The sequence below is a fragment of the Halorubrum sp. SP9 genome (assembly GCF_005435015.1).
GTDB lineage: Archaea > Halobacteriota > Halobacteria > Halobacteriales > Haloferacaceae > Halorubrum > Halorubrum sodomense.
The window spans coordinates 1-304 of sequence record NZ_SGXU01000169.1; the positions used below are offsets into that span (position 1 = coordinate 1).

Annotated in this window: 1 protein-coding gene; it reads right to left on the bottom strand. The window is 53.3% G+C overall.

Features of this window, described 5'->3' with window-relative positions:
- Window positions 1-304, bottom strand: a 304-nt coding sequence (locus EXE45_RS20850) for a hypothetical protein (protein ID WP_206750492.1), incomplete at both ends; no start/stop codon positions are given.

Consider the following 304-nt stretch of genomic DNA (forward strand, 5'->3'; position numbering starts at 1 on the left):
ACGGTAGCTGCTCGACCTATTTTTCAGTCTAATCACTCTCTCTGTATCGATTAACCAATCCATGAGTGGCAGCGACCCCGTAACGTCCGGTCTCGAATCGGCATCCGTGACACCGGACCGGGGGTGGCGGAGAGAGTCGTTGTTCTCGAAAACTGTACCGGAGAAGAACTGCTCCCATGTAACGGAACGCCGGAGGTCAGTGGCCAATTCTTGATAGTACTCGCGAGGAAGAATCACCGAAATCTCTACTTCTGGTTGCTCGTCGCTTGTGCTAGCGATCCATCTCTCTAAGCCGTAGGAGCCA